Consider the following 24689-nt stretch of genomic DNA (forward strand, 5'->3'; position numbering starts at 1 on the left):
TGCTTTGTATTTCAGAATCTTTCCTGCACCTCTTTTTAAATATAGAGTTACATTAATTATGACATCTTTTTCAATAAATTTAAAGCGTCTTCCATTGTTCTGGCAGCATAAATATTTTTAATATCAACTTCAATGTCCACTAAAGACGATACAATTCCGGGATTTAGTGAGGTCCAGATAACAGGAATATGCATTAACTGCAGGCTTTTAGTGATTTTTATGAAAATATCACAAGCAAAAGAGTCAAGAACATGAACCGCGTTGAAATCCAATATCAGTCCTTTAGTGTTTTCTAAATATTTGTGTTGTAAAATAGCTTTTTTGTGAAGTAAAAGTGTATTATCATCACTGCATTCCTGAACAGCTACTATAAGATAATTTTCGATTTTACTTATAGCAAGTGGAATACTGCGGTCTGCCTTATTCATTTTCATTGGCAGTAATTTTTAAATTTAGGATGGAAAAGGCATCGCTAAGGGAATTTTTCAAAGAAGAATTTGTTTTGATATTACCCATGTCTATTCCCAGCTGAACAATAGCTTGGGCAACTGCGGGTGAAATACCTGATAGAATACATTGACAGCCCATTAATGAGGTCGCCTTTGTTATTTTTATAAGATGATTGGCTACAGCAGTATCAACGGCGGGTACACCTTGTATGTCAAGAATGATTACCTTGGCCGCAGTTTCCATTATTTTTTCCAGCATAGTATCCATCATGTGCTGGGCTCTTAATGAATCAATAATTCCAATGACAGGCAGAACTAGTACTCCATCCCATAATGTAAGGGCAGGCGTGGAAATTTCCTTAATAGTATGACTTTGTTCCTGAAGCTTTTTTTCAAAAGAAACTCTTTGGGTGATATCAAGAAGATATTCAAGACCGCCTATTATCGTTCCCTCGCTGTCCTTGAGGGGAACAGCATAAATTTCTATGGGCATTTTGCTGTTACCAATGGTTAATTGTGACCGGCCAGTTTGATTTTCCTGGGTATCTATTGCCAGCTTTATTACTGATGAAGCGGCATGGTCGGGCGCAATATTGAAGAGTTTATGAAAAGGCTGCTCTTTATAACTGTCAGTTGATTTGTTGAAAATATCACGGGAAGCCGAGTTGAGATAGATTATTTCCATATTGAGATCGACAGCTATTACCATGACCGGTATTTGGTCAAGAATTTGTTCATGCAATAAATTTTCAGAAAACTTATCAGAAATTATGTTATCCACTATAATACACTTCCTTTTTATTGAATAGAAATAGCTTGAAAATTTTTCTCCAGTGCAATAAAAGCATCAATGATCACCGGATCAAAATGTTTACCGGAATCATTTTTTATTATTGATACAGCCATAGCATGGGGGAAAGCTTTTTTATATACTCTGGTACTAATCAAAGCATCATAAACATCTGCTACAGCCATAATTCTGGCTGAAAGAGGAATGCTTTTGCCTATTAAACCATTGGGGTAGCCACTGCCATCCCATTTTTCGTGATGACAAAAAGCAATTTCTTTGGCAAATTGTAAAAAATTTTCTGATTCCCTTTTTAACATTGATTCAGCCAGACTTATAGCATTTTTTCCAATTGTAGTATGTGTTTTCATTATTTCGAATTCTTCTGTGGTTAATCGGCCGGGCTTAAGTAAAATGCTATCAGGAATTCCTACTTTTCCGATATCATGTAATGGAGCAGATTTGACAATTAAATTAATGTTTTTATCAGTTAATATATCGATAAATTTTCCCTTGTGTTTTAAATATAATGAAAGTTCTTTTACATATTCTTTAGTACGATGAATGTGTAAGCCGGTTTCATTATCCCGTGCTTCAGCTAGTGCTGCCATGGCAACAATGGAAACTTCTTGAATCAGGGATATTTCCTTGACTTGACGGGCCACTTCTGCTTCAAGGTACTGGTTTTTATTTTTTAAAAGGTCTCTGGTTCGTTTTAACTCAAGATGGTTGTGGATTCGGGATAACAATACAGGAGGACTGAGGGGCTTTATAATATAATCCACAGCACCTAAAGCAAGTCCTTTTTCTTCATCTTCAATAGAACTTTTGGCTGTAAGAAAAATTATGGGAATATCAGCAGTTTTTGATTGGTGTTTTAATAGTTTGCATACTTCATAGCCATCCATTTGAGGCATTATAACATCTAGTAATATGAGATCCGGTGGAGAAGCTGTGGCTATCGATAAAGCTTTTATACCATTTGTAGCAACTTTGATCTTATAAATATTTTTTAGTATTTCCCTGGCAATTGTCAGATTATCAGGAGCATCATCGACAATGAGAATAGTGGGTTTTTCTTCCTTGGTAAAAAACATTTTTCCTCCTAAAAATCATTTCCTACATATTATGCTAAGTAAAATATAAATAGCTTTTTTAAATAATATTCTGTAAATTTTTCTTGGACTAATAACTTTAAAGGTTTTCCATTAGCATAATGTAAATTCCCTATAATAATATATTATTATTTGTTTGTAAACATACTTAATATATAATAAATATATATCAAAATAATTTAAAAGTAAAGCTTTTATTATAGGCAGAAAGTAATCCTTATGTAGATAATAAGAAATTATCATCTACATAAGGATTACTTATTTTGTTAGAAGGACATATAAAGAGCATAGAGAATTAAAAATAGTAAAATAGTTTTGTAATTTATATTAACTTAATATAATAACATATTGATTAATAACTGTAGAAAAAATTGTTAATATTAATAGTTACAGTATAACACTTATTGCTAATATTATAAATTGTTCTATGAGATAAAATGCTAAGAAAAAAATGTAATAGATTTCAGAATTTTGCTTGAACTAATATTATAAAAACATAATATAAATAAATTATAATAACTTTATAATTTGTACCATATAAGTTAATGTAAACTAATATAAATTATTAGCTTGCGTAAGTAACTTCATAATGTATAATATAACTAGTTATTTATTATTTAATATAAATGAGCTTAAAAATTGCTTTTAATGGCGGGTAGTATCTAAAAAAAAGGTGGATTTTTATGGTGCAGGAGAATAATACGAAAAGACAAAATGGGGATAATAATTCAAGAGTAATTTCATATCCTATGTATCTGGTAGATGAAATGAGAAAATATTATAATTTACCTGAGATGTATTTTTTATCACAGTTTATAGGTCGAAAGGAAATACAGATAGGTGTTATGGAAACGTCCCTGGAAAAGTGGGAAGAGTTTAAACATAGGTTCACGCGAATATATTCTATTAATCAATATACAGATCTTATGATTGAAATGTTGTTGGAATATTTAAAACCTAAGTTGGAAAAATATTATGGGGAGAAAATAAGTTTTTGGTACTTTTTTGGACCGTATGTGGAATCAACAAAAATATATTTTTATAGTGTAAAAATATTTAATGATGCTATTTTCAAAAATATTGATACATATCGTGGACCGGAAGAAGAAAAATTTGCCAGTTGTATCTCGGGATATATAAGAAATTTATGTGGTAAAGGACCGCGTATGATAAAAGTGTCCCTAGTAGATAGTTATTATATGGTAATATGTGCTTATGGTGTTATACCTGATTATATGAGGGAATATGTATATAACCAGGAAGAAGATTATATACATATTAAGCATATGATGAAATATTTACTAAATAGGTCTGTGGATTATGCTTTTCAGGCAGAATATGATTATATACCGCAAAAATTCACTGAAGTGGATTTCCAAAATAATCATATTCTTACATTGGCAGTTATTAGACCTATTGAACATAATATATTATAATATAATAAGAATTTTAAAAATTTGCAGCTGTTTATTTGCTATCTTATATAGTGGAATTAATGGTACAAAATAAATTTAAGAATAATTATTAGACGACAATAAATTTAATTTAATAAAAGGTAAAGTTTTGTAGTGGATAAGTTTATTTAACTATAGTGTTGAAAACCTTCATCCTTATTATGGATGGAGGTTTTTTTATGGAAATAATATGGTATTTTCCGGAGGCTAGTTAAGTTTTTATAATTTTTAAGCTGCCGGTTATTTATAAAGGGCAGAAGTTTAGTGCCTGAATAGGAAATTAAAGGAGAAATATTTATGAAGACAAGAATGTCGTTGGGAGTCCAACTAGGGAGAATAATGGGAATTGCAATATTATTGATGGTCGTTTTATTAGGGGCAAGTCTCTATAATTTTAACAATAGTAGTAAGGCATATGAAAATATGTTATCAGGACCAGTATTGCGGACTATAGCATTGCAGAAAGCCCAGGATGATTTTCATCAGGGGTTAAGTGAGTTTCGCGGATATATGGCTTATAATAATGTACAGTATGCACAAAATTCATTAAAGCTGTTTGAACAAAGTAATAATGAAGTAAAAAAATTTACCGAAGAAGTTACTACAACTGAAAGCAAGGAAGCTGGACAACAGCTGCAGACTGCAACATCAGCATATATTGACGATATAAAACAGATAATTAATTTGAAACAAGCTGGTGATTCTATGCATATTCCATTATTGGCAAGTACTATACAAAAAACAAAAACTATAAATGAACTTTCGGATAAGGCTATGCAGGCGCAAAATAAGACACTTCAAGAATTAGTTTATCAGCTTAACCAAAAACAGGTAACTGTTTTTACTAGTATAATAGTTTCCTGCGTTGTAGGAATTATTATTATTATTGTTCTTCTTATTTGGTATAGTCGCAAACTTGTTGGTAGAATTAGTAATCTGCAGAATAATATTACGGCATTAAGCAAGCTGGATCTTTCGGCAGCGGATGTACAGGCAACGCGTGACGATGAAATAGGTGATATGGCTAATGCTATAATTGAAATGAAGGATGCATTGAAAAAGATTGTTCGTTCAGTAAAAGGAGAGGCAGATAATTTAGCTGCCTCGAGTGAAGAATTTTCATCGTCAGTTGGAGAACAGCTGCAGGTATCTGAAAATATTGCAAAGACAATTACTGATGTTGCCGGTGGTTCGGAAAGAAATACAAAAGAAATAACCGAGATTTCTTCTATTATTGAAGAAATAGGTGCAAGATCTGAGGAAATGAGTGCCAGCACCAGCCATGTAAATAATGTTACCCATGATGCTGTTGATGATGCTAATAAAGGGATGCATCTTATAGATAAACTGGTCAGCCAAAATACTACCATTGAAAAAACTATGGGAGATATTACTAAAGTATCTAAATCATTGGTGAAAAGATCTGAAGACATCCAGCAGATTATTACGACAATTAGTGATATAGCTGGGCAAACTAATTTACTTGCTCTTAATGCGGCCATCGAAGCAGCAAGAGCGGGAGAAGCGGGTAAAGGCTTTTCCGTAGTAGCAGAGGAAGTACGTAAATTAGCAGAACAAAGTTCTGAAGCAACGAGCAATATTGAAGGAATTATCGGCCGCATGACTACAGATATCCAGTTTGCAGTAAATGTAGTTGCAGATGCTAATAAAGAAGTGGTAGCGGGCAAGTCAGCTACTGATAAGACACAGCAGGGGTTCAAATCGATTATTGGCAAATTGGATGATGTAAAAAGCGGAATTGAACAGATCAGCCATGCGGTAGACGAAACTGCTCATGGTATGCAGTCCGTTGTTAACAGCGTCCAGAATATTAGTGCAGTTGCAGAAGATACAGGTGCTAATACACAGACAGTAGCAGCATCAGCTCAGGAACAAAGTGCTAGTCTTCATGAACTCAGCTCGGGAGCAGAATCACTGGCTAAAATGGCTACAGAACTCAATGGGATTACAGCAGAATTTAAAATTTAATTTTACATAACGGGAAGAGAGAATATATCCTATATATAGAATAAACTTAAATTTACGGATAAGTAATAAGACATCAGATATTTTAAGATGCGTATAATTATTAGTTTAATTTTAAGAAGGTTAGTGATATAATATATTCATATTGTTAAATATATCATTGTGGTTTAATGATATATGGGGTATTAGCTCAGGGGGAGAGCGCTTGATTCACATTCAAGAGGCCGGTGGTTCGAAACCACCATACCCTACCAATAGAATTAATGTATTTAAGATTTTATAGTAATTTACCAAGTGGTCTTTGGCAACAAATTGGCAACAAACTTAGAAATTAAATGATAACCGGTAGATTTTTTCTGCCGGTTTTTTGTTGTAAGTAAATATTTACGTTTTGATTTTTACTTAAAAAATATTACACTTTTCTGGTGAAAAATATTCCATTGATATTCACTTTATTTTTATCATAAAATATGCCCAAAAGTATGCCAATCAATAATTATTATCCAGCTGACAAAATCACGCTAAATACACAAAAAAAGTAAAGCTACACAAAATAAAAAAAGCCTGACACTGGTTTTATGCCAATGCTGGGCTTTTTGGTTTAATCTATTAAATCATTTCGCTATCTTTATTAAATTCCATATAATATTTACAATATTTGTCATTCCTATAACTAATGAAATAGCAATTCCTAAAAATGATAGACTAGTAGCAATTACTAAACCAATAATCCACCGCTTAGTATTTTTCATTTCCGTTTTTATACCAGCAATATTATAGTCCATCCTTTTCTGTATAGCGATAATTTCATTATGACGTTGGTCATCCCTACCATGAAGATCAGCTATGTTCTTAACATCTCTGTTTTGTATATCAGCAAATAACTGCCTTGTTGAATTTACCATATTATCACTTAGGCGTGATTCCATGGCAATAATTTCATTATGACGTTGATTATCTCTATCACGCATTTCTGATGTAAAGTCATTTAATTTGGAATTTATAGTAGATTAATATTTTTTTCTATAGAATTCATATCGTTTTTTATAGAAACCACGTCTTGATTTAATCGATTAAAATATTCTTTTTCATAATCCATTTTTCTATCATCATCCTTTATGCCATTAAAATGGCTATAACTATCAATCATACGTGACATTATTTCTTTATGAGTCGATGTTTCTGATTCAGAATCATTTTCTATCACGTCATCTTTAATATTATCTGATGATGCCTTTTAATTCTACCGGTTTTTAGCAGTTTGAAATGTAGTATGAGTTTTCTGCAGCTGAAATGGTAAAGATTTTATTTTTTATTGGGATAGAGCGTTTTTAATATACGTGAAAAAATTGGTGAAATGATGAAAAAAATTACAACTCCGAAAATAGACTGCAGGCAGTTCATGGGAACGCTTGCCAAAGCTCCTGCTGGTGTGTACATAAAACATTCTACAATAAAGTAGCCGCCTACATTTACTATACCAGCCAAAACAGTGGCGGCCAATGCCCGGCCAATGTTTTTTTTGAATACAAAATTCTTGTCTATAAAACTGTGGCGAAAGATAAGGACAACTACTACGGACATAAGAGCTTTGATTATGGCTGTCCATGGAGCATAAAACATATATCCTGCCAGCATGTCAGATAAAAAACCCCCGATAGCTCCCGCAGCTGCTGCAAAGGGCAAAGGCAAAACCATAGCTGCCACATAAATAAATCCGTCACCAAAATGAATATAGCCGCTGGTTGCTGGAATGGGAATCCGTATGATAAATGTTCCTAAAAAAATAAGTGCGGCAAACATTGCTGTAAGAACAACGTTTTTTAATTTACTATTATCCATATTAATCCCTCGTTTAAAATAGTTTAGTATCAGTTAATTGTCTTCCTGCTGGTATGGGCAATTCTTTTGTCCGCAGCCATAAGGAAAATGAAGACCTTTATGTTATTACTAATGGCAGCGGCAGATTTTTTGTTGATGGTGAAGAATTTTCGATAAGGGAAAGAAGTATGATCCGGGTAGTACCATGCTGAATGAGCATTAACAGCTGGAAAGGAAGACTTATAGTATGTTTGTGTTCAGGCAAAAGATGGCAGTCTGGAGCAATTTGCCCAAAATGATGCTGTCATTTCCGCTGCTAAGGTATCCTGGATGAAATAAACAGATTACTCCCAGCTAAAATATGCTGTCACATGTATGCATTTTTATAAGAGAATGCTATTCATGCGACAGTTTTTTGTATTAGATTAAAAGTGATGATCAACCATTTTTTGTGCGTAGTCTAAAAAATTTGATATGCTTTCCAGTGCCATTGGGGAAAGCGTTTTTAAATAATCAAACATATAACTATCTTTTTCTTCATGGAAAATTTTGTGCTGGAGAAAAGCTTTTTTCCCCAGAGGTGTTAAAAAGATACGGATTCTCTTTTTATCGTCCATATCGATCTTTTTTTCTACAAATCCATGTTTTTCTAGTTTGGCAATGCTTTTGGAAATAACTGCTCGTGATACAGAAAAAAAACGTGCAATTTCAGAAATGAACATTCCTGGATAATCACCTAAAACTTTTATTAAATGGATTTCCCCCCTATATAATATAATTCCTCTGCCGAAGTTCATTTTTTTCATTTTACTATTTGCAATAGTTTCGATAAGGCCTACTAATTGTGATGAAATTTGTGTTTTTTTATCCATATATCTATTTTATTAATATTTTATTGTGGATTCAAGTTAAATTTAATAAATAATTTATGCTATATTTGTAACCCTGGTTGACAAAAACAATATAAATTGTTAATATACAAGCATAAAAAATATTATGCAGCTAAAAAAATTTAATAATATCAGGTGCTTTATTGCTTAATAGAGAAGTTTGGTGAAATGCCAACGCGGTCCCGCCACTGTAATGAGGAGCTATCACAAAATATACCACTGGATATATATCTGGGAAGGTTTGATGAACAGCAATGATCCATAGCCAGGAGAACTGCCTGATAAAAATCACCGTTTTACCTGCGAGCGATGGGGAGGAGATTAGCAATGCCTTGTTATAATGAAGATTTGTTGATCATATCAAAATTGATCGTCAAGTCTTTTTTTATGTCAAAATAGTTTCTAATTTATGATAAAAGGAGATATTTTATGAAAATGCCAGATTACAGTCCGAGAATATTTTTTAATATATTGCAACAGCAAAAGGAAACCCAGATATTACTAGCGGCTATTCGTTTGGATGTATTTTCCTTTTTAGATGAAGCAAAAACTGTTGATAAAGTGGCTGATTTAACGGGTTTCGACAAGGAAAATCTGGGACATTTGCTGCGGGGGTTAACATCTATGGGAATATTGGATAAAACAGGTCATTTTTATATTAATAAAAATGAAGCAGCAGTTTATTTATCGAGAAACAGTCATTTATATTTAGGAGAGTATTTTTTGTTTTGGGATAAAAAAACACATCTTAATAATATAGATGATTTAGTAAGGTTTGGAGCAACTGCTGCCAAAAATTCCGTTTTTTCATTTTATGATTTTCATGAGCTGGCACGTTTGGCTGATACGGAAATAAAGACTGGAAGAGTACAGTCGCTGCTGACTTCTTCTAGAACTTTTTTTAGCAAGAAACAAAAAATCCGTTTGCTTGATTTAGGGGGTGGCTCCGGCAGGATGGCAATAGAATTCATTAAAGAATATCCGCAGTCAGAAGGAGTTGTTTTCGAAAAGCCTGAAGTTGCTGACATACCAGGTAGTTTTATAAAGAAAGAAAACTTAACTGGAAAGCTTTCTATATTGTCGGGCGATTTTTTAACAGATAATTTAGGAACAGGATATGATTTAGTTATAGCATCTGGTGTACTCGATTTTGCGGGAGTACAGCTTCAAAATCTTTTGGAAAAAATATATCAAGCGTGTAATGACGAAGCGTATCTTTATCTTGTAAGCCATAATGTCAATAAAGAATTGACAGCTCCTAAAGAAGCTGTTCTTAATTGGTTGTCCAGTAATTTTGCAGGATTCAATATTTTAACTCCCAAGCCTGAACTTAGAGCTTATTTGGAAAAAGTAGGGTTTAAAGCAGTGGCTTGTAAAGAACAAAAAGGTGTAATAGCTAAACTTCAGGGTGAATGGTACCAAAAAGAAGGGAAAAAGACAGCTATATGAAAAAATATTTATTAACTATACTGGTAATTTTATTAGTAAATAATATAGGCTATTGTATGGCAAAAAATACTGATGTTTCAGAAAAAGATCTATCGGCATTTTCTCTTGAAGAAACAATAGTAACTGCTACTAAGACGCCGATAAATAAAAAAATATTACCTACTGATGTATCAGTGATAACAGCTGAGGATATAAGCAGACGTAATGCCCGTACACTGCAGGATATTATCGATAGTTTACCAGGAATTGCCATAAGCAGAAATGATGGGAAACAGACGCTTAATATTAGAGGATTTTCGTCTAGATATTCAATGATTCTTATCGATGGTCGGCGTATTCCTGCGGAACCAGATTTTGATTATGAATTGGCAAGATTGCCACTTGATAATATTTCGCGTATAGAAATTGTACGTGGCAGTGCAGCTGCAATGTATGGCGCAGATGCTTTGGGTGGTGTAATTAATCTTGTGACTAAAAAAGGAAAAAAGAAAAAATTAAAATTAGAAATAAATGAATTATTAGATAATACTACGGCTCATTCTTCACATGATTATTCTGTATCTTATGGTTCAGGGCTTAAAGGTAAAACGGAGTTTTATATTTCTGCTAATCATGTAAAAAAGAATTTACTCGCAAAAGAAAATGGAACTAGTTTTTTCCCTTTTGGTACTCGTAACAATTTTAATGCAAGAATAAATTATCATTCAGCAAAGGATGAAACTTTTTCATTATATACATCTTACATGCGGGAAAATAACCATGAATATGGGATATTTAATGGTCTGAAAAATTATAAAATTTTTACGGATCTACATAATAAAAATAATCGGCAGCAGTATAGTTTGAGCTATGAAAAAAAGCAAAAGTTATGTGATACATATATAAATATTTATAATTCAATTTGGAATAAAACTAACGATACTCTGAATCGACGCACAGGACAATATACTAATGCAATTTATGGACGAACTACATTAACAGGAATTGAAGCCCGCTCCAGTCGTAATATTAGTAATAAGCACCGTTTTACATGGGGAAGTGATTATCGTTCAGAGTTATTTAAAGGAACAGGAATACAGACTGGTGAAAATGAATTTAGTAAAATACTTCGTGGGAAACTTTATTCGGGTTCGGCAGTAAGGACTAATTATACAGGAGTTTTTTTGCAGGATGAATGGAAAATGGCTCCTGATTGGTTTATGGTCTCATCTTTTAGATTGGATGATAGTAATAGATTTAAGGCAAATTTAAGTCCTAAACTTGGATTGACCTATGCTCCTAGAGCGGATTTGCGGTATAAATTGAATATAGGAACAGGATTTCGTGTGCCGTCACCTAATCAATTATTTTTGAATTTAAATATTGTTAAAAATGGTAATTTAGTTAATCTTGCAGGAAATGCTGATTTGACACCGGAAAAATCAATGTTTTATGATATTTCTGTGGAAAAAGATTGGAAACATGCTAATGGAAAAGTTACTTTTTTTTCCAGCAGGGTAAAAGATATGATTGATCAGGTATGGATTAGCTCAAATCAATTACAATATCAAAATATTGATCGGGTAAAAATTCAAGGAATAGAATCTAGTTTGTATCGGCCAATAGGCAGGAATCTTGACTGGAATATAAATTATACTTATTTAAATGCAATTAATTCTGATACAAATGAAAAACTATATGACAGAGCCAGACATAAGATTAGTTCTCAGTGGACTTTTCATCCGGTACAAAATTGGCGCATAGCTATTTGGATGGATGAATATATTGGATATTATTGTCAGCCAGATGCCAATACAAGCACACAAAAAAATTATATGATATGGAATATAAACTGTGAAAAGGATTTAACGAAAAACCAATCAATAAATGTTGCTGTAAAAAATATATTTAATCACAAGGACGATATTCTTTCTATTCCGGGGATAATGGTTGAAATGGGGTACAAGATAAAATTATGAAGACATCATTAATTACCAAGCTTAGTTTGATTATTGCTGTTTCAGCGGTTATCCAGTCTCTTCGCCTTGTTTTTCCTTTACCACCAATAATCAGTATATTTGTTATTGGTGCCATGCTTAATGCATGTATCATATATTCTTTTAAAATAGCTTTTTTGAAAGGAGCATGCTTGTTAAGCTTATTTTTGCCTGTTATAGCGTTACTGCAAGGAGCATTTATTGCTTATGTATTGATAATTCCGGCATTGCTTACTAATATCGCATATATATATACTTATAAAATTGTTTTAAAGGCTTCTATGTGGAAGAGAATTTCGCTGCCTTCTGTGATACGTGCCATGACGATGTATCTGAGTAGTGCAGTAGTATTGCATTTTTTCCATTTTGGTGAGCAGTTTATATGGCTGCAGTTTCTAATAGCAGCTATACAAATATTAACAGGAAGTTGTGGTATTTATCTTGGTGAAAAACTTGATACTAAAATAGGACAATAGCTTGTTTATTAATTAGTATATTTATCCTGGATTATTTAAGGTAAAGCAAAAAATATATTTTTTACTTTAAAATTTGCTGTACATTGCCTATAAAAAAGACTGTCGCATGTATAAATTTTGATTCATAAATATGCAATATCATTTTCCAAATTCATCTTTAAGATGATAGAAAAGCACATAGCAATTGATACATCTTTATGAGATCAACATCATTTATGCGACAGCCCTATTTTATTTAAAACTTGAACTTGCTGATTGCTGCTTGCTGGTTCTGGGCTAATTTTGCCAAAGAGTCACTTGCTCCGGCAATTTCTTCAGCAGAGGCAGACTGCTGTTCCGTTGCTGCGGATACTGACTGCATTTCTCCAGATACTTTTTTGCCGTGGTCACTTATTTTTAGAACATCATCAGCAATTTTATCAGCATCGTTATCAACAATATCAATAGCTTTTTCCATATGTTTTATTTCTTGAGCGCCTTCATTTACCAGAACACTGATTTGTTCAAACATTTTGCGCAGGCTGCCGACAGAATCAGCACCATTTCCTACAGCGTCACGTCCGAGCTTCATTGATTTTACAGCTTTTACGGTATCCTGCTGGATAGCTGTTATTAGTTCTGCTATTTGCTGGGCTGCTTCCTGTGATTGTTCTGAAAGCTTTCTTACTTCTTCAGCAACAACAGCAAATCCTTTGCCATGTTCACCGGCGCGGGCTGCTTCAATAGCAGCATTCAATGCCAATAAATTTGTTTGGCCGGCTATACCGGAGATTGTATCGACGATTTGGCCGATTTCCTGTGAACGATCCCCTAATTTATCAACAATTGCTGCCGAATCTTTAACAGTATGTCTTGCTTCCTGTATCTTTTCTACGGAGCTGTCAATTTCCTTGCTGCCTATTTCAGCCTGATTTGCTGCTTCGGAAGATTTACTAACAACTTTTACTGACTGCTGGCGCATTTTATCAATTGAAGAAACTACTTTTTGAATAGATTCAGTACTATTATTGACAGATTCCTGCTGCTTTTCGGTACTGTTTGCAGCTTCAGTTACTGCTTGTGCTACCTGTGTGGCTGCTTGTGCTGATTGAGTGGAATTTGCTGTAAGCTGCTCAGAAGCTGCCGTAATTTTTTTTGTTCTATCATCAATACCTTTAAATAATTTATTTAGTTCATTGCGCATATCGATGAGAACATTTCCAATTTGTCCGAATTCATCTGTTCGTGTCAATCTGTAATCGTCTTTGCGAAAATCTCCTCCATGAAGTTTTTGACATATTTCACTCATTTTAATAAGCGGGTCGGTAAGTTTTTTCGATATCCAAATGCTGACTGCCAGTAAAATGAAGAATGCTATTGTTACTTTTATTACCAAACTCTTGCTGGCAGCACTATAATTATCATTATTGCTGACATATATTTTGTGGGCATCAGTATCTGCAATTTTTTGCAGACTATCTGTTGAATCACGCAAGACCTGCATAGCATGATAGCCTTTTTCCTGATATAAAGCCATGGCATCATCTTTTTTCCCTTGAACAGATAATGCTAAAATTTCTGCATAAATAGTCTTATATTCCTGCCATGCTTGTTTTTCTGTATTCAGCTGGGCATCTGTAGCAGATACATTTTTTGCTATTTTTTCATATTCCTGCCAGCTTTTTTCATATTCTTTGATATCACCGGGAAACTCTTCCTGTAGTCTTTCTGGCCGTCCAGGCTTTCTTGTAGCGACTGATTCCAGTATCTTGACCTGCATCCGTCGTAAAATCAATCTGTCAGTGCCAAGTAGACGGACTGCTTCTAGATTATTCTTATACATTGTCCCCATGTTATCATTGGCAATTCCCAGATAATCATAGCCTGTATAGCCTACAAGAATCATAATTACTATTGATATTACAGATAATATCATTATCTTATACATGACTTTAAGGTCATTTATCCATCCCATTATGTATCCCCCCGGTTTATATAATTTTATGTACCTAAAATTTTTATTTAAGCATAAATTTGAGTATAGGACTTATAATGAAATATCTGCTAAATAAAAATTAAAAGCTATTCTATTTTTATTCCACATTATGTATAGTTTTCCTGCCAAATTGAGCGAATTTTACACTATAATGTTAAGTCTTCCGATTAATTTACAATAAGGATTGTCAGAAAAGTAAGGTAATTATTTTACTATAGGATAAAATCAGATATAATAAAACGCCATTGTTTTTATATTGTAATTATAAGAGCAATGGCATTTTATTTACATTATTTTTTATTAATCTTAGGTGGTATGTTAACCTATTTTATGGTAGATTGTTTGTCAGTTGGTTTTGAGTGGCTCCAGATTTCGGACATAATAGTTTCATAGGTGTCATTCAGGTGCTGTACCAGTATATTGAGCATGAGCTGTATCATGTTACTGTCGAAGGTTTTTTCAACAAATGGTAAGCAGACATCAAGAAAGATAATGCCATCTGGCTGTAAATAATATTTGAAGATTTTGTATTCCATGTTGAGCTGATTTAAAAATTCTACTAGTTTTTGCTGCTTTTTGGCAGTGACACCAGAGATGATCTGTGTACGGATTAATGTAAATACACTGGTATCGATGATGATAGCCATAGGCAGAATTTGTCCTTTTGTTTCGATACGGGAACGAAACACAACTGTTTTTAAATTATCATCCAGATTTTCCTCACTGAACACATTAATATTATTTTCTTCCAGAAATTTTTGAAATTTTTCTGCTTTTTCATTTAATGATGTATTTTTTGGAGATTGTTTTTTTTCTGGTTTTTCTTCTGTTGGCATAAAATGATCTCTCCCTGTAATATGTATTTGTAATTTATTTTATTGCGTGACATTTACGGTATTTGAAGCAATTTTCTTATTCAGTGCAATTAATGCCATGAATATCAGGCAGATTAACCTTTTATATACTGTAGTTTGACAAAATTTCCCTGATTTATGCTATCATTGATAGGAAAATTTTTATTGTTTCTAGTTAGAAGTTCCAGCGGAATCCTGCATCTATACGCCAATCGGTTTTGATATCACCACCAGTTGTTTTTTCAAAATCGCCATAGAAATTTACATTGTTTGTTAAGTTTACGGTACCACCAAGTTGAAAACTTAGCCATGTATCGTTATAGTCCTGCCGGGTAGTCTTTAGATTATTATCTGCATTATAGCTGGTATCCATGCTGCCACAGAATTCATGGTTTAAAGATACTTTGGCAAAGAGTGTGTTACACTTGTTTTCTATTCCAATACCAAGCCCCAGCCGACCGATAAAACTATTAAAACTGCTTTGCTGTACCTGCATATTTCTATAATTGCCTGTGTTGTCGGTGAAGTCGCTGCTGGCTGTATAGTCTGCACTATTTAGGTGGCTGTATGTTATTTCTGCTTGAGGTTCATAGTAAAATCCATTTGTTTTATGGAAGCGCTTTCCGTATTCAGCACTCATGGAGGTACCCCAGGTGTCGTAGTTTCCCATTACTTTATGTCCATCTTCATTATATATTGTGTAATCATTAGTGAGCTTACCGGCCTTTAAGATGAGATCAATGTATTGGTTATTATTTCCCTGCCATATTCCGTATAAGCCTAGATTGGTTTCGTGGTTTTTACCGTTACCACCATAATTATAGCTGGAGTTTCCCTGCATATGGCTAATGGCAGCACCAATTCGCCAATTATCATTGATTCTTCGGTCGTAGCCTGTCTGGATGGTGTGATAATTGATATGGTAGTTAGCACGGTTTTTGTTACTACTTGATTTGCCGTTGTAGGTTTTTACCCAGATACCAGTATTTTCCGGACTGAGGCGAAGTTCCCCCATGCGTTTCATTAGATCATTATTTTCAACACGCCATGCCATAGCTGATGAAGTCATGGCAGATTTTACGCCGCTCATAAGCTGGGTTTCATAATCGCCATAGGTAACAGCAGTGCTATTGGTAATAGTGCCAATAGTATTGGTATTATCCTGTCCGTTTCTAAATTGGATGGGAGCTGATGCCCATGCAGCAGTCATTGATTCATTGATTTTAGCATATCCAATTAAATTGTCTGCTTTACCGTTAGTAATAACGGTTCCCCGATAATCAAGTTTATTGGCCAATTGAGTGAGTGCTGTTTTGTAAGCTGTGGTTGTTAATCCGGCAGAGGGTATATTTGTATTATCCGTTTTGATGGTGATGCTGTTTTCCTTATTGCCATCTACTCCTTTAAGAATAAATTTACCAAGAGTGTCTGAAATGTTCAGGCTGTTGTCTGTGGGATTATAAATGCTGTCATAACTGACTATTGTGTCCCCGCTCAAAATATCTGCTGTGATTGTTTGCTGGGATTTTTGCTGAATTATACCACCCGATCCATTTATTGTAGTAATTGCTGAAGCTATATTATTATCGTTGTTTTCCCAAACACCACCATTGCTAAGATTCAAAATGGTTGTGGTTGGTTGAATTGGATTTTGGCTAAGAGCGTTTACCATGAGCATATTTGCGCGCAGGAGGTTTTTATTCTTATATGCTCCTGTAGTGATAGCACCAGTTAAATGTGAACCCGTTCCTGTAAGATTAATGACGACATTTCCGTTGGAGTTGTTAATAGCACCAGTCATGTTCACTGTTTCTGTAGCAGTTCCCAATACAGTTTTACCACCTGCTATATTGTTGACTATTCCGTTAATGGTCAGTTCTTTTCCCGGAACATTGCTTCCTAATTTGATTTGTCCGCCATTATTGTTAATTGTGCCGGTAAGAGTAAGATCCCGGGAAAGATTTCCCAATTCTATTTTCCCGCCATCATTTTGGATGACTGTTTTCCCATTAATGGAACCGCCACCGGTGATACTTATAGTTGAATCTTTTTTTGTGGTAATCGCAATAGCACTATCGGCATTAATTTCTGTACTGCCAGTAATGGAAATTTGTCCGGCGTCTTCTGCAAGGATAGCGTTATTGTTACTGTTTCCTGAAACATCAATTTTGATGGTATCAGCTGTAATATTTACTAAGCCATTATGTCCAGATGAAACAATGCCGGCAGCTGTAGTAGTATTTGTCGGTGTTGCTTTAAAAGATAAAATATTACCGCTGTCAGCTTTAATAACAAGTTTTTTATCTTTATCTCCAATGCCGGTTACTATTCCTAAAGCTGTGTTTTGTGTACCGGTAATGGTGGTATTTTTGTTAAATATATAGCTGCCATCATCTTTTAAAATGCCATCTTTTAAATATTCTTTATCAGTATCGTTACCAATACCACCTGTAATATTAGTTTTAGTCTGGGATTCTGGATAATTTGGGGGAGTAGGATTGATGGTTGCCTGGTCTACATGTCCCTGCCCGGTAGTATCATTAAAAGCAATACTACCGGTTTCTTTTGCTGCTGAAGATGCTGTGAGACCTTCAGTTATTTTTACTATACCAGCGAGGTTTCGTTCGCCTGTGGTATAAGCTTTATAGGTGAGCTTTTGTGCTAATGCGTCTAGTATATTATTGATAGTATTTTTATCAGATAGATCAATGCCGCTATTGTCTGTACACAGAGTAATTTTACTGTCTGCATCGGCATTGTTAATCTGCAGACTGCCACCGGTAATAGCTGCTGGTATTGCGTTGTCGTGATTGTATAGTACAGTTGTATTGCCACTATAGCTGTCAATAATGATATTATGTGGGTCTTTCTGGAAAATAATACCATTTGGTGATGAATTATTACTGCCGTGTAAAGTCGCAAGATGACTGCCAGCAAAGCTGTTATCTGTGCTGGATTTTACTTCATTGGTCCAAGTGGCTCCATTTTGCAGCCAGAGGTTAAATGTTCCTACATCATGGGCAGTATAGCCGCCCTTGCCATAATCTGATTTATCAATAATATAGGTGGCTGCGCCATCCCAGGATGAATCTGCTGTTGTAAGTGCTGTGTTTAATATGCCTTTGTTATTGAAATCTATAAGTTCGCCGCCGCTGTATTCGATGGTTTTTTGTCCATATTCTCGTGTCAGATACATATCACCGGTTAAGTTGGTTTTGGTAATTCCGGGAGTATTATTTTGTATATTGATGTTAATAGTACCTTTACTGGCGTGAGCAGCATAATATTGTTTATTATGTTCTGTATCATCAGCAGCTGTTATTATACCGCCGTTAACTGAAATAGCGGCGTCTTGTCCCATAACTTGCAAGGCACTGCCTTTAAGACCACGAATATCGACCAACCCATTTACTGTTACGCTGTCATTATCTGCTACAACATTGATTCCAGCTAAGTTGCGTCCGTCGCCAGCCAGGCCTGTTTCTTTGCCTGTAATATTTTTTATTGTAAGCGGGCCATTAATGGTGAGTGTGCTGGTAGAACCGATTGTACCATTCATTTCAATACCATCGGCACTGTATCCTTTGGTTGATGCCTGATTGATTTCTATAGGGCCTTCAATAACTAAATCAGCATTTCCGTCGGCATAAATACCATGTACGGCGCGTGTATCAGTATTAGAAACATTGAGTTGTAGTTTTTTATTGGTACTGTTTTTAATTTTTATAGTTTGATTATCACCAAGATAAATTGCTGCTGCTTGTTTATTTGTGCTGTTGGCATTTAATGCGAGGTTATTGTCATTCATATCTATTATCATGGGATGTTGTTTATCTGCATTTATAGCACTATATAAAGCACTTACAAAATTTTCGCTTTTGGCATTTGGTTCGGATGCGTTAATAATACGGTCTTTTGTCAATGTCAAAGATGCTGTAATCGGTGATGTGTTTGGAGGGTCAACAACAGGTGTATAAATGAAACTACCCTGCCCTTTATTTGTTTTATCAAAGGTAATATCGGCTTTGCGCAAAGCAATAGATGAGGTTAAACCTTCAGCTATTTCTGCTGTGGCGGATAAATTTATTTCGTTGTTGGCTGCTGCGGTGTAATATAATTTATTAGCCAGAGCATTAAGTGTAGCACTTACAAGATTTTTATCTCCGGCATGAGGGGAGTCAATATTCAGGCCATCATTGTTTGTACGCAGAGTAAAATTACTATCAGGGGCAGCTTTATCAATTATTATATTACCGCCATAAATAATTACTGGAGAATGGTTGTCGTGTGTATAATATGCCATAGCTTTACCGCTGAATGAATCAATAGCAATATTACCCGAGTTCTTACTTGTCATATCAATAATATTATTTGTGCTGTTGCTTTTCAATGAGTTGATTAATGTGGCGCCAGTGTTGTTCCATGTGGCACCGTTCTGCATATTAAGCAGTGACAGTTTTCCTCCTGGTGTACAGCCAGTCCATGTGGCTCCATTTTGCAGCCAGAGATTTACTGTACCAATGTTATCCCCTGGTTTATACCATTGTGATCCGCCATTCAGGACATAGTCGCCTGTCCATGAAGAATCTGCGGTAGAAAGTCCAATGTTGATAATGCCTTTAGTACCCATACCGCCGCTTGTATCAATGTTACCTTCAATAATGGTCTTGTTTTTACCGGCACCAATGCCATTGCCTTCATTATCTTCCTGCATATTTATATAAACACGTCCGGCATTTTGGGTTACAAATTCTCCATAGGCGCGGATAGCTTGCTGGGCACCATTAATAGCACGAATCGAGCCACCACCAATACGTATATCTGATGCTACTGCACTTACTGCTTCATTAGCACCTTTGTTTTCTGTCATAGCTCCATCAGCTAATACATCTACCAGACCATCAATGTTGATGCTGGAACGTCCGGGGGCACCGTTCATGGATTTTATTACTGCGCCGTTGGCTTTAGCTGTTGTATTTGCCCGTACAGTTAGTATTTTGTCGGTCAGATTTCCATCACCGTTATGGATATTGATAATTCCGCCATTATTAACGAAGATCCCTGCGGTTCTGCCGCCACTAGTGCTTTCGGCATCAATATTGATTTTACCGGCGTGGTCTATGTCTACAGCACTGCCGGTCCCAATGGCGGCAATACCTGTGGAATGAGTATCTGCTGTTGTTTTTATTGCAAGGTTGTGTCCTTTGAGATCAATATGTAGTTTGTTCAAAGTATCTGTATTGGAGACAGCTGAATTAATCTGAGGCATCCATGCTCCGCCTGCAATTAGATTTTTATCAGTTGAGATTGCTGTATTGTCTTTAGTGAATACATAGCTGCCATCTGTTTTACGCACATAAGCATCGCTATATTCTTTGTCTTTATCCGCTGAACCTGTGATGGGTGTTGTAAATGATGTTTTATCTTGATCATTTTGTATGACTGGGCTGGGCTTATATTCACCTTGACCAGTTTTTTCGTCAAAGAAAATATCACCAATGGTCAATGATTTTGCTGAAACTGTCAGGCCCTCAGCAATTTCTGCTTTGCCGTTGAGGTTGCGATCGCCGGAGATGTACCCTGTATAATAAAGTTTATTGGCAAGTGCATTAAGGACAGCGTTTATATTTTTTTCAGTTACACCGTTGTTGTCTGTTATAAAAGTAACTAAACTATTTTCTGCGGCTTTATTTATTTTAATATTTCCGCCGTTTAAATGGGTCGGTGCTGTGTTATCATGTGCATAAAGAAACTTTGTACTGCCACTGTAATTAGCAATTGTCACGTCATTTGCATCCTGCTGGAAAATTATTCCTGCATTTTCGCTGTTGTTGCCACCAGTAAGATTTGTTATGCAGCTGCCTTCAAATTCATTAGGTTTTGTATTGCTGTAGTTTATATTATGCCAAATGGCATTATTTTGTAAATATAAATTAACAGTACCTAAATGGTCATCACTGTATTCATCTTCAGCTGGTTCAAATTTTACTTGACTTATCCCATTAAGAATGGAATCATTAGTTGTCAATGCCAGCTCTAATTTGCCCTCGGCTCCCGTATACAAATTTCCGTTAAGCTGTACTTTATTATTGCCGATTTCCCCATTTTTGATATTAATGGCAATTTGACTATTATGGTATCCATCAGATTTTATGCTTACACCATCTGTGGCATCTTTATTTACGGTTACTTTAAGCCCTGCTAACTGTATTTTACTGCCGTAACCGGTACCATATACACCGTAACTTTTGTCTGCTGCTGTTGTATTTATATTGGTCAGGCCGTTTATGGATAATGTACTTTCACCTTGTTTCCATATGCCATAAGCTTTAGTTAAGGACATATCTTTAGTCCCGTTTACAGTGAGGTTTAGCTGATTTGCTGAGATATCAATATTTTTCGATGATGATCCGTTAAGGGCATCAATAAACATATTGTTTTTATTATTAACATTAATTGTCAATATATGCCCTGTAGCATCGATTTTAAGGGGATTGGAATATCCATCTCTAATAGCTCCGGCACCGTCATATCCTTGGAAATTCAATGTGGAGTCTTTAGTAAAAGTATATACTCCTGGTGTTTTTTCTACATTAGCTGTTTTATACTCATCTACGTTATAAATTGATATTTGTTTCGTGAATTCGGTCTGGTTTTGTTCGGCGGGTTCCGGTTGCTCTGAGAAATTGTAACTTCCCCGACCATTATCTGTGGCAGCAAAAGAAATTGTTTTGGCAGCTGAAGAGGAGGTAATTCCTTCACCGATTTCTAAGCGTCCATCCAAAGCTTTTTCCGCATTGTAGCCTTTATAAGTTAATTTATTAGCAAGATTATTCAATGTGGTATTTTCATTACTGCCATTGTTTCCTGTACGCAGGGTAAGCATGGCATTTTGGCCTGCTGTTTTATTAGCAGTTGCAATAGTAATTCCGCCACCATTAATGGTAGTGTCATTTTGTTTATAGATAACGACGGCATGTCCACTGTATTTATCTAATGTGATAGCATTGGGATCATTTTGATAAATAATACCGCGCGATGCTTCATCTTTACCACCTGTAAAGTAACTGATATGGCTGACTTGGCCTGCCCCAATATCTTCATTATCTTCTTTATAACGTCTGTTATTTTTTTGATTTGTCCATATAGCACCGTTTTGCAGATAAAGGTTTGCTGTTCCGCCATTGTCTATGATACCTTTGAGATAGGAATCACTGGTGGTAAGGGCAAGATTGATCGTACCGGTTTTTAACGCAAAAAGATCACCTGTTAGCTGAACTTGATGTGTACCTGGTGTCTGACCATCTATTCCTGTATTCATGTTTATATCACCTAGATATGAGGCTAAAGCATAGTAACCGTAATTCATATTTTGGGGAACGACAATTTTACCGCCGCCAACGGTGATTTTGCTGTTTGCTGCGTTTGCTGCGATGCCATTGCCATAAATTGAAAAGTCGACACTGCCGTTAATTGTTATCTGACTTTTATTAACTGCAGTTAATATACCAGCGTTATTAAAACGTGAATAAACATTTTCCGGATTGAGTGGGATGCCCCATTCATTATTGGTCAATCCGTTTATAGTGGTATTGCCATTGATAGTAATACTAGATGGTTGTAATGCTTCTGTACTTGACTCACCAAAGCGGTCTGTTTTTTGTATGGCAATGCCATTGCCACCATATCCTCCTGTCATTGTAATATTGACAGGGGCATTAATGGTGATTTTGCTGGTAGTATCTTTGCCGGCGTCATTCCAGATGGCATTTGTAAGGGTGTTACCATTGGCATAGCCTTGAGTAATGATATTTAATTTTCCAGCATTAATTGTTATATTTTTGCCGTTTCCGGCATAAATACCGGAAGGGCTGCCAATATAATCTTTCACTTGTAATTGTAAATTGTGTTTTAGAGAACCAATTGTAATGTCTGAATTGGAGCCTGCATAGACTGCTGCATGCACATTTGTAGTGAGATCACCTAATGCTTCATTATCATCAAGGCTGATAACTTTATCTGTATCATAGTTGGTTGATGCTGTTAGCGGGGTCGTAATATCACCCTGTTTCCACAAGGCATTATTGTTAGCCGTCAGCGTAGTCATGATTGATGAGGATGTAAGTCCCTCTGGAGCTGAAACTGCCAAGGCAGCTTTATCACCCCAGACAGTATCAGGCGTCAATGCAGCAATACTGTTAAATTGATAATATTGTGGATTGGTTGAAAAGTCTTTTGCATCCCATGACGCTGTGGGAACAGCTGCGCCATCTGTATAAACATTGAGTGTATTACCTGTTTCCAACCATAGGCGTTTTGTATAATATTCTGCGTTTAGTTTGCCAAACCAGCCTTTCCATTCGCCTTGATCTGTACTGGTAATTTCTTTCCATGCCTGGGGATGTTCGGCAAGAAGGTTGGAAACGGTTGTCTGATATACATGACCGTTATTAATAGTGCTGGCACTTTGTGCTAAATTATAAGCCATTACATAAGCTGTTCCGTTTGGAAGAATTTTTAAATCGCGAAAATCTGCCGATGTTTCTTTTACGTTATCAGGGATATTGATCTTAGTGCAATTTTTTAAAGACAGCCGCTGTTTGGGGTCATCTGAAATACGTGCTGCATAGATGCCGGTTTCTTTATTACCAGAGCCATAGTTTTGGTAACCACCAATAAAGGAAACAATAAGATGGTTATTGTAAAAGTTCATACGTGATTGATCTGCATTTTTCCCCATACGGGTGTAGCTGTTATAAGCTAAAGATCCATCATCATTGACATGATATTGTAAAACGTAGGCATCATTGTAGTCTGTATAGGTACCGTGTTTATTACTGGTTGCCAGTACATATAAATCGTTACCATAAATTGATATTCCTTCGCCATGTACTGATGGTTTATCTCCATCAATTTTTCCGATGTACTTTGTAATATCATTTTTCAAATTTACCGTTTTATTTGTGTTTTCAACTAATTTTGTATCTGCTGATGCAATAACACCAATATTTCCTTGATCATATCCTGTGGCATAAATATATCCGGTATTGTTTTTTACTGTTGCAGTAACAGCATGTGTATTGGGAACACTAGTAATTTTTCCAGACTGCATTATTTTATCCAGGTAATTTGAATTAATTGCATTACAAGGTTTTAGATCTGTTGTGCTGTATGTATATTGGCGTTGAAAAATGTAGTTTTCCCCAAAAAGATTATAATTATAAATAGCGGGATCACCATTTAAATCCTTTTGCAGCCCTGTAATAATTTTATTATCTACTTTTGTTGTTACACGTGATCCGGTAATAGTACCCATTTCACTATTGGAATAATCTGATGGTACTGCGGCAACAAGATTGGCAGCCATAGCTGTACCGCTAAGCAGGCAGCTGCTTAAAATACATGTTATGATACTATGGACATGATGATAATTCGTTTTCTTCCTTAATCTTAGCAT

Annotated in this window: 16 protein-coding genes, 1 tRNA gene and 1 riboswitch; of the genes, 7 read left to right on the plus strand and 10 right to left on the minus strand. The window is 35.2% G+C overall.

Going from position 1 to position 24689, the window contains the following annotated elements; genetic code table 11:
- Positions 1 to 56 precede the first annotated feature (56 nt).
- The 3 genes from I6760_RS09035 to I6760_RS09045 are packed head-to-tail and all read right to left on the minus strand — an operon-like array spanning position 57 to position 2333.
- Positions 57 to 428: an STAS domain-containing protein gene (locus I6760_RS09035; RefSeq protein WP_231036187.1), complete on the minus strand. Its 372-nt coding sequence runs from the start codon at positions 426 to 428 to the stop codon at positions 57 to 59.
- Positions 421 to 1230 carry an STAS domain-containing protein gene (locus I6760_RS09040; protein WP_196594126.1) on the minus strand — a complete coding sequence of 270 codons (810 nt, stop codon included), beginning with the start codon at positions 1228 to 1230 and terminating at the stop codon, positions 421 to 423. Before I6760_RS09040 ends, I6760_RS09035 begins: the two co-directional genes overlap by 8 nt.
- Before the next feature lie 17 nt (positions 1231 to 1247).
- The gene (locus I6760_RS09045) at positions 1248 to 2333 is read right to left on the minus strand and encodes a response regulator (protein WP_196594127.1); all 1086 of its coding nucleotides are present in this window, start codon (positions 2331 to 2333) and stop codon (positions 1248 to 1250) included.
- Positions 2334 to 3034: 701 nt separating this feature from the next.
- Between I6760_RS09045 and I6760_RS09050 the strand changes: the two genes are divergently transcribed.
- The 3 genes from I6760_RS09050 (at position 3035) to I6760_RS09060 (ending at position 6045) form a co-directional block, all read left to right on the plus strand.
- On the plus strand, positions 3035 to 3787 hold the full coding sequence (locus I6760_RS09050; protein ID WP_196594128.1) for a hypothetical protein: 753 nt from the start codon (positions 3035 to 3037) through the stop codon (positions 3785 to 3787).
- Positions 3788 to 4102: 315 nt separating this feature from the next.
- Positions 4103 to 5794 carry a methyl-accepting chemotaxis protein gene (locus tag I6760_RS09055; RefSeq protein ID WP_196594129.1) on the plus strand — a complete coding sequence of 564 codons (1692 nt, stop codon included), beginning with the start codon at positions 4103 to 4105 and terminating at the stop codon, positions 5792 to 5794.
- A 176-nt stretch (positions 5795 to 5970) separates the two neighbouring features.
- Positions 5971 to 6045, plus strand: a tRNA-Val gene (locus I6760_RS09060).
- Positions 6046 to 6405: 360 nt separating this feature from the next.
- Here I6760_RS09060 and I6760_RS09065 read toward each other — a convergent pair.
- From I6760_RS09065 to I6760_RS09075, 3 genes are all read right to left on the minus strand, one after another.
- Positions 6406 to 6762, minus strand: a complete 357-nt coding sequence (locus I6760_RS09065; protein ID WP_196594130.1) for a hypothetical protein — start codon at positions 6760 to 6762, stop codon at positions 6406 to 6408.
- A 29-nt stretch (positions 6763 to 6791) separates the two neighbouring features.
- Positions 6792 to 6998, minus strand: a complete 207-nt coding sequence (locus I6760_RS09070) for a hypothetical protein (protein WP_196594131.1) — start codon at positions 6996 to 6998, stop codon at positions 6792 to 6794.
- Between the two features lie 98 nt (positions 6999 to 7096).
- Positions 7097 to 7633, minus strand: a complete 537-nt coding sequence (locus tag I6760_RS09075) for an ECF transporter S component (protein WP_196594132.1) — start codon at positions 7631 to 7633, stop codon at positions 7097 to 7099.
- Between the two features lie 53 nt (positions 7634 to 7686).
- On the opposite strand from I6760_RS09075, the gene I6760_RS09080 reads away from it, so the two are divergent.
- The gene (locus I6760_RS09080) at positions 7687 to 7824 is read left to right on the plus strand and encodes a cupin domain-containing protein (RefSeq protein WP_196594133.1); all 138 of its coding nucleotides are present in this window, start codon (positions 7687 to 7689) and stop codon (positions 7822 to 7824) included.
- Positions 7825 to 8037: 213 nt separating this feature from the next.
- Here the strand turns inward: I6760_RS09080 and I6760_RS09085 are convergent, their stop codons facing one another.
- Positions 8038 to 8484 (minus strand): MarR family winged helix-turn-helix transcriptional regulator, encoded by a 447-nt coding sequence (locus tag I6760_RS09085; RefSeq protein ID WP_196594134.1) that lies wholly within the window; start codon positions 8482 to 8484, stop codon positions 8038 to 8040.
- A gap of 134 nt (positions 8485 to 8618) precedes the next feature.
- Positions 8619 to 8798: riboswitch (cobalamin riboswitch) on the plus strand.
- 133 nt (positions 8799 to 8931) lie between these two features.
- On the opposite strand from I6760_RS09085, the gene I6760_RS09090 reads away from it, so the two are divergent.
- Genes I6760_RS09090 through I6760_RS09100 form a run of 3 tightly spaced genes read left to right on the plus strand, consistent with a single transcriptional unit; the run spans position 8932 to position 12403 of the window.
- Positions 8932 to 9951 carry a methyltransferase gene (locus I6760_RS09090; RefSeq protein WP_196594135.1) on the plus strand — a complete coding sequence of 340 codons (1020 nt, stop codon included), beginning with the start codon at positions 8932 to 8934 and terminating at the stop codon, positions 9949 to 9951.
- On the plus strand, positions 9948 to 11909 hold the full coding sequence (locus I6760_RS09095) for a TonB-dependent receptor plug domain-containing protein (protein WP_196594136.1): 1962 nt from the start codon (positions 9948 to 9950) through the stop codon (positions 11907 to 11909). The genes I6760_RS09090 and I6760_RS09095 overlap by 4 nt, the downstream gene beginning before the upstream one ends.
- A complete protein-coding gene (locus I6760_RS09100) occupies positions 11906 to 12403 on the plus strand; it encodes a hypothetical protein (RefSeq protein WP_196594137.1) in 498 nt (165 codons plus the stop codon). The genes I6760_RS09095 and I6760_RS09100 overlap by 4 nt, the downstream gene beginning before the upstream one ends.
- Positions 12404 to 12638: 235 nt before the next feature.
- Here I6760_RS09100 and I6760_RS09105 read toward each other — a convergent pair whose 3' ends face one another.
- From I6760_RS09105 to I6760_RS09115, 3 genes are all read right to left on the minus strand, one after another.
- Positions 12639 to 14357, minus strand: coding sequence for a methyl-accepting chemotaxis protein (locus I6760_RS09105; protein ID WP_196594138.1), 1719 nt, complete (start codon positions 14355 to 14357; stop codon positions 12639 to 12641).
- 344 nt (positions 14358 to 14701) lie between these two features.
- Positions 14702 to 15214 carry a YbjN domain-containing protein gene (locus tag I6760_RS09110; RefSeq protein WP_196594139.1) on the minus strand — a complete coding sequence of 171 codons (513 nt, stop codon included), beginning with the start codon at positions 15212 to 15214 and terminating at the stop codon, positions 14702 to 14704.
- A gap of 193 nt (positions 15215 to 15407) precedes the next feature.
- Entirely contained in the window at positions 15408 to 24689 is a 9282-nt protein-coding gene (locus I6760_RS09115; RefSeq protein WP_196594140.1) for an autotransporter domain-containing protein, read from the minus strand.

This window comes from Pectinatus sottacetonis (genome assembly GCF_015732155.1).
In the GTDB taxonomy this organism is placed as follows: domain Bacteria; phylum Bacillota; class Negativicutes; order Selenomonadales; family Selenomonadaceae; genus Pectinatus; species Pectinatus sottacetonis.

Coding starts and splice junctions, on each gene's coding strand:
- I6760_RS09110 (WP_196594139.1), bottom strand. CDS start 15,214: ATGCCAACAGAAGAAAAACCAGAAAAAAAACAATCTCCAAAAAATACA.
- I6760_RS09080 (WP_196594133.1), top strand. CDS start 7,687: ATGGGCAATTCTTTTGTCCGCAGCCATAAGGAAAATGAAGACCTTTAT.
- I6760_RS09095 (WP_196594136.1), top strand. CDS start 9,948: ATGAAAAAATATTTATTAACTATACTGGTAATTTTATTAGTAAATAAT.
- I6760_RS09055 (WP_196594129.1), top strand. CDS start 4,103: ATGAAGACAAGAATGTCGTTGGGAGTCCAACTAGGGAGAATAATGGGA.
- I6760_RS09115 (WP_196594140.1), bottom strand. CDS start 24,689: ATGCTAAGATTAAGGAAGAAAACGAATTATCATCATGTCCATAGTATC.
- I6760_RS09045 (WP_196594127.1), bottom strand. CDS start 2,333: ATGTTTTTTACCAAGGAAGAAAAACCCACTATTCTCATTGTCGATGAT.
- I6760_RS09075 (WP_196594132.1), bottom strand. CDS start 7,633: ATGGATAATAGTAAATTAAAAAACGTTGTTCTTACAGCAATGTTTGCC.
- I6760_RS09050 (WP_196594128.1), top strand. CDS start 3,035: ATGGTGCAGGAGAATAATACGAAAAGACAAAATGGGGATAATAATTCA.
- I6760_RS09105 (WP_196594138.1), bottom strand. CDS start 14,357: ATGGGATGGATAAATGACCTTAAAGTCATGTATAAGATAATGATATTA.
- I6760_RS09090 (WP_196594135.1), top strand. CDS start 8,932: ATGAAAATGCCAGATTACAGTCCGAGAATATTTTTTAATATATTGCAA.
- I6760_RS09035 (WP_231036187.1), bottom strand. CDS start 428: ATGAATAAGGCAGACCGCAGTATTCCACTTGCTATAAGTAAAATCGAA.
- I6760_RS09085 (WP_196594134.1), bottom strand. CDS start 8,484: ATGGATAAAAAAACACAAATTTCATCACAATTAGTAGGCCTTATCGAA.
- I6760_RS09065 (WP_196594130.1), bottom strand. CDS start 6,762: ATGCGTGATAGAGATAATCAACGTCATAATGAAATTATTGCCATGGAA.
- I6760_RS09100 (WP_196594137.1), top strand. CDS start 11,906: ATGAAGACATCATTAATTACCAAGCTTAGTTTGATTATTGCTGTTTCA.